Consider the following 4139-nt stretch of genomic DNA (forward strand, 5'->3'; position numbering starts at 1 on the left):
GGCACGAGCTGGCCCGGGCGCGAGCCGATCAGGTCGGCGCGGCCCATCTGTTTGAGCGCCTCGCGCAGTTGCGGCCAGTTATCGGGGTCGTGATAGCGCAGGAAGGCCTTGTGCAGCCGGCGCTGCCGCAAGCCCTTGATCGCCTCGACCTTGTCGCTGCCGCCGTGCCGCACGCCGCGCAGCGGATTGACGCCGGTATGGTACATCGCCGTGGCGGTCGCCATCGGCGACGGCAGAAAGGTCTGCACCTGGTCGGCGCGATAACCGTTCTTCTTGAGCCAGAGCGCGAGGTTCATCATGTCCTCGTCGGTGGTTCCCGGATGCGCCGCGATGAAATACGGGATCAGGTAATATTTCTTGCCGGCCTGCTGTGCTGCGGCATCGAACATCTGCTTGAAGCGGTCGTAGGCGCCGATCCCCGGCTTCATCATCTTGTCGAGCGGACCGCGCTCGGTATGCTCGGGCGCGATCTTCAGATAGCCGCCGACATGATGGGTGACGAGCTCCTTGATATATTCGGGGCTCTGCACCGCGAGGTCATAGCGCACGCCGGACGCCACCATTGCCTTCTTGACGCCCTTCACCTCGCGCACCTTGCGATAGAGCCGGATCAGATCGTCATGCGAGGTGTTCAGGTTTGGGCAGATCTCGGGGAAGACGCAGGACGGCCGCCGGCACGCCGCCTCGATCTTCGGATCCTTGCACGCCATCCGGTACATGTTGGCGGTCGGGCCGCCGATGTCGGAGATCACGCCGGTGAAGCCCGGCGTCCTGTCGCGGATCCGCTCGATCTCCTGCAGGATCGATTCTTCCGAGCGGCTCTGGATGATGCGGCCCTCGTGCTCGGTGATCGAGCAGAAGGTGCAGCCGCCGAAGCAGCCGCGCATGATCGTCACCGAGAACTTGATCATGTCCCAGGCCGGGATCCTGGCGTCGCCATAGGACGGATGCGGCGCGCGGGCGTAGGGCAGATCGTAGACGGCGTCCATCTCGGCGGTGGAAAGCGGGATCGGCGGCGGATTGAGCCACAGGTCGCGGTCGCCATGGCGCTGCACCAGCGGCCGCGCATTGCCGGGATTGCTCTCCCGGTGCAGCACCCGCGAGGCCCGGGCATAGGCCTCGCGGTCCACTTCGACCTGCTCGCATGCCGGCAGCCGAATTACGATGTCGCCGGGGCGGCGCGCCGCGCCCTCGTCGGCGGAGTCGAGATCGTCCGCGTGCAGCTCCGTATAATGGTCGGGCACGCGCCGGAACAGCGCGGTGCCCCGGATGGAAGCGAGATCACGCGGCCCCTCGCCGGCGGCGAGCCGGTGCGCCACCTCGACCACGGCACGCTCGGCATTGCCGTACAGCAGCAGATCCGCCTTCGCGTCGGCCAGCACCGAGCGGCGCACCTTGTCGGACCAGTAGTCGTAATGCGCGATGCGGCGCAGCGACGCCTCGATGCCGCCGAGCACGACCGGCACGTCCTTGAACGCCTCGCGACAGCGTTGGGCGTAGACGATGCTGCAGCGGTCTGGCCGCCGTCCGCCTTCGCCGCCGGGCGTGTAGGCGTCGTCGTGGCGCAGCCTGCGGTCCGCGGTGTAGCGATTGACCATGGAATCCATGTTGCCGCCGGTGACGCCGAAGAATACGCGCGGCTTACCCAGCGCCCTGAACGGCTCGGCCGACTGCCAGTCGGGCTGCGCGATGATGCCGACCCGAAAACCCTGGGATTCGAGCAGCCGGCCGATGATCGCCATGCCGAAGCTCGGATGGTCGACATAGGCGTCGCCTGTCACCAGCACGATATCGCAGGCGTCCCAGCCGAGCGCCGCCATCTCGGCGCGGCTCATCGGCAGGAACGGCGCCGGCTCGCCGCGATGTGCCCGGCGGCGGGACCAGGAGCTCAAGGGCCGTTCGACGCAGGAGGCAATGTCCATGGCGCCCACGCATAGGACTCCGGGTCAGTGAATTCAACCGACCCGCATGCCGTCCGACGACCCAAGGCTCGGTGCCCCGGCCGCGTCCATGGTTGCGGGACCGGGCTGGGCATGGAACTTATCCTCATCCTTCCGTTGCCGATCAAAGGCGCGTGACGTTGGGAGGTCGGCAAGCCCCGACGCAACGGCGCGCTCCGGCATCAGCGGACCGTTGTCGCAATCTGTGCCCTGCGTCTGAACCATCCCCAAGACAGCAGCGAAAACAGGGTGCAGAGCGCAAGACCCACCGAGGCACCGAACCGCCCATCGGCGCCGCGCCCGAACCAACTGGTCGCACCCGTGGCTTGCATGCCCGTGTCTTGCATGCCGGGACCCTGAGTGCCGGTGTCTTGCGCGGCGGTGTCTTGCGCGGCGGAGGCGAGGCTGGTCGCCGAAACAAGCGTGGGTTCCGGAGGCTGGTTGGTCGCGCCCGCGGCGTCCGCGGGTTTTGCGTTCACGATCGCGCCCGCCGAAAGAAGTCGCGCCGCAATCGGCTGGACTGGCTCCGATGACGCACCCTGAACCTGCAGCGTTTCCGCCGATTGCGGCGCGGCATCGCTCGGCCGGAGCAGTTTTGCGAACAAATTCAAACCCGGCTGGCGTGTCCTTGAGGCGCGATGGATCGGCCCGCCTGGCTTCTCGTGGTGAACGAGGACCTGCTTTTGCGGTTGCGACGGGTGCAACCTCCCCATGACCCGATCGGACCAGGCCATGTAGGCCTTGCAGAGATCATTGCACGGCAGTCCATTGGCAGGTGCGGTTTTCGACGCATTCGGCGGCGCCGCATGTGTCGCGCTCAGAGGGGCGACAGACAATGCATGAACAAGGGCCACGGCCATCCCGAGCCGTTGCGCCGTCGATCGCAGAAAACACATGCGAAAGTCCCCCGCCCGCAGTTCGACGTCTTTGGCAGGGACAGGGACAGCAAGAATGGTCGATAGTTGGATGAGATCGCGTCAATCTCTGGATGAGATGCGGTCATTTTCCGGATAGGAGCAGCGGCCGCTGCCGTGACATCGAAATTCGGCACGACAGGGTGGCATCCATCGCAGACCGTCAGCTGTGCGCCGGCCAATGCCGCTCGCGAAACCAGACGCGGTATTCCGACATCTTCGCACGCTGCGGCTGCGGCGCGTGACGCTTGCACGTCGAGGCCTCTTCGCTGTTCTCGGACGCTCCCCAGCGGAGCTCCACGCAATCGTTCGGGTTGTAGGCCATCTCGAAATCCTGAGCCCGGTCGACCACATCCTTGACCGATAGCGTCCATTGCGATCCGTCGCTGCGAACATAGGACAACTTGCGAGAGGCAAGTTCCGAAGACAGCACATCCTGCAATTCGTTCTTCATGTCCGCTACGCTTTTGCCGGGTGGAAGCGCGTACCGATCCGACCGCCGCGCGAAGCGGTCGGGAAAGCCACGCACCACATCGATGGCGATCAACAGACGAAAATCGCGCGCCGGCGTCGAGTAGTCCTCCCAGGCGCCGGTGGCCTCGAAGATCGAGGCGCCGTCCGGCATGGCGGCGTCGCCGATCTGCTTGGCCTGATATTTTCGTCCGTTGTCCACCGACGTGACGCGCGTCTTGATCTGTTCGCTGAGGCTCGTGATCGCGTCTGTCATCGCGCGGAGCGGATCAAGCGGTTCGGGCGACATGACGTCGTCCATGCGGTCGTAGAAGTCCTCGGCGGTGATTTGCGACTGCTCCAGCGAGAAATCGCCGTACTGCGGATTCTTTTCGATTTCGGCGTTGGTCAGCCGCCGCAACGGACCGTCCTTTTCGCGCACGATCGGGCGGAAATGCTTGAAGCCGGGGGTGCCGAGTGAGGGTTCGTGCACGAAAAGGAAATTGCCGCGCCAGAAGCGCTTCCGCGTGATCGATCCGTCGGGCTCCGCGTCAACGGCCAGGTACACGCCCGGTGTGCCGTTCGCCTCCGGCACGCGATGCACCAGCATCAGCACATGGCCGTACGGATCGGCATACACGGTCCCAGGGCGCAGCGCCTGTTGGGTCAGCGGCACGGTGTAGAAATCGGCGTTGCCGTCGCCTGCCCGCACCGCTCCGGTGTGGACGACATCGCCAACGTCGCGCAGATATTCGGCAAACGTCGTCGGGGGTTTCGGTTTCGGCGGCGGAGGACTCGCGGATGGAGTTGCCGAGGGGTCGACTGGCACCTCGGC

At 65.6% G+C, this 4139-nt stretch carries 2 protein-coding genes and 1 pseudogene; all 3 read right to left on the reverse strand.

What is annotated here, in order from left to right:
• Positions 1 to 1922: YgiQ family radical SAM protein (locus tag WCB02_RS39235; protein ID WP_423967718.1), on the reverse strand; the 1922-nt coding region annotated here is incomplete at its 3' end.
• 200 nt (positions 1923 to 2122) lie between these two features.
• A complete protein-coding gene (locus tag WCB02_RS39240; RefSeq protein WP_423967716.1) occupies positions 2123 to 2674 on the reverse strand; it encodes a hypothetical protein in 552 nt (183 codons plus the stop codon).
• 343 nt (positions 2675 to 3017) lie between these two features.
• A pseudogene (locus WCB02_RS39245) lies at positions 3018 to 4139 on the reverse strand (hypothetical protein); the annotation flags it as partial.

This window comes from Bradyrhizobium sp. (assembly GCF_049581145.1).
In the GTDB taxonomy this organism is placed as follows: domain Bacteria; phylum Pseudomonadota; class Alphaproteobacteria; order Rhizobiales; family Xanthobacteraceae; genus Bradyrhizobium.

Excerpts from the sequence above, each read along its gene's own strand:
- WCB02_RS39240 (WP_423967716.1), bottom strand. The coding sequence starts at position 2,674 with ATGGCCTGGTCCGATCGGGTCATGGGGAGGTTGCACCCGTCGCAACCG.